Source organism: Streptomyces sp. NPDC050732 (assembly GCF_040654255.1).
Classification (GTDB): Bacteria; Actinomycetota; Actinomycetes; order Streptomycetales; family Streptomycetaceae; genus Streptomyces.
The window spans coordinates 1-1,439 of the sequence record NZ_JBFAHP010000090.1; the positions used below are offsets into that span (position 1 = coordinate 1).

The 1,439-nt window shown below is 66.7% G+C and carries 1 protein-coding gene; it reads left to right on the top strand.

Annotated features, from left to right (window positions below; genetic code table 11):
* Positions 1 to 30: 30 nt before the first annotated feature.
* Positions 31 to 1,439 (top strand): condensation domain-containing protein (locus AB0H82_RS36400; protein WP_362999831.1); only part of this gene is annotated, 1,409 nt, incomplete at its 3' end.

A 1,439-nucleotide genomic window follows, 5' to 3' on the forward strand; every position in this document is an offset into this window, starting at 1 on the left:
CCGATTGGTCAGCCGGTTTTTAATACGCGGGTGTATGTGCTTGACAGCAATCTCCAGCTGGTGCCGCCTGGCGTGGTGGGTGAGTTGTATATCGCTGGTGCCCAACTGGCGCGTGGCTATTTGGGCCGGCCGGGGTTGACGGCGCAGCGTTTTGTGGCGGATCCGTTCGGTGTGGCGGGTGAGCGGATGTACCGGACCGGAGATATGGTCCGTTGGCGCGGTGACGGGGCCCTGGAGTTCGTTGGCCGGGTTGATGATCAGGTCAAAATCCGCGGATACCGGATCGAGCCGGGCGAGATCGCTGCCGTGCTCGCCACGCACTCCCAGGTCACGCAGGCCGCGGTCATCGCCCGGGAAGACCGGCCCGACGACAAACGGCTGGTCGCTTATGCCGTGGTTGCCAGTGAGGACTTGCAGCCGAATTCGCTGCGGGAGTTTCTGCACCAACGGCTTCCCGAGCACATGGTGCCCGCGGCGGTGGTGGTCCTGGAGGCGCTGCCGGTCACCCCGAACGGCAAAATCGACCGCAAGGCACTGCCGGCTCCCGAATACGGGTCCTCTGGTGCGGGCCGGACGCCGCGGACTCCGCGTGAGCGGCTCCTCGCCGAGCTGTTCGCTGAGGTACTCGGTGCGACTGCGGTCGGAGTCGATGACGATTTCTTCGCTGTGGGCGGGGACAGCATCCTCTCGATTCGGTTAGTCGCCCGGGCCCGGGCGGCGGGAGTGGTCTTCACCGTGCGGGAGGTGTTCGAACACCGCACCGTCGCCGCCCTGGCTCAGATCGCTGGTGACCTCGCCGCAGTGGTGGCTGAGGAGCCTGGCACGGGAGTCGGGACGGTGGCGCCCACGCCGATCATGCATTGGTTGGGTGAGCATGGTCACCAGTTCGACCGATTCCACCAGTCGATGCTGCTGGAGGTCCCCCCAGGTCTGGGAGTGGAGCACCTCCAGACCGCGGTGTCGGCCGTGCTCGACCACCATGACGGGCTGCGTTCCCGGCTGACCTACCGGCCTGGTGACCCCGGTGGAGGATGGACATGGGAGATCACCCCACCAGGCACGGTCACGACCACGGGAATGGTGCACCGTACCGACGTCGCCGGCCTGGACCCTCACCGGTTGCGGGTGGTCATCGCGCGGGAGAGCGCCGCAGCAGCGGCTCGGTTGGAACCCGAGACTGGGATGCTGGTGCAGCTGGTGTGGTTTGACGCCGGACCCGACCACGCGGGTCGACTGCTGGTGATAGTGCACCACCTGGTCATCGACGGAGTGTCCTGGCGAATCCTGGTGCCCGACCTGATGAGCGCCTGGCAGGCAGTCAGCACCGGACACCGGCCACAACTCGATCCGGTAGGGACCTCGCTGCGCCGCTGGTCCCAACACCTGCAGGCCCAGGCCCACGACCCGACCCGGACAGCCGAACTCCAACTATGGGTCCA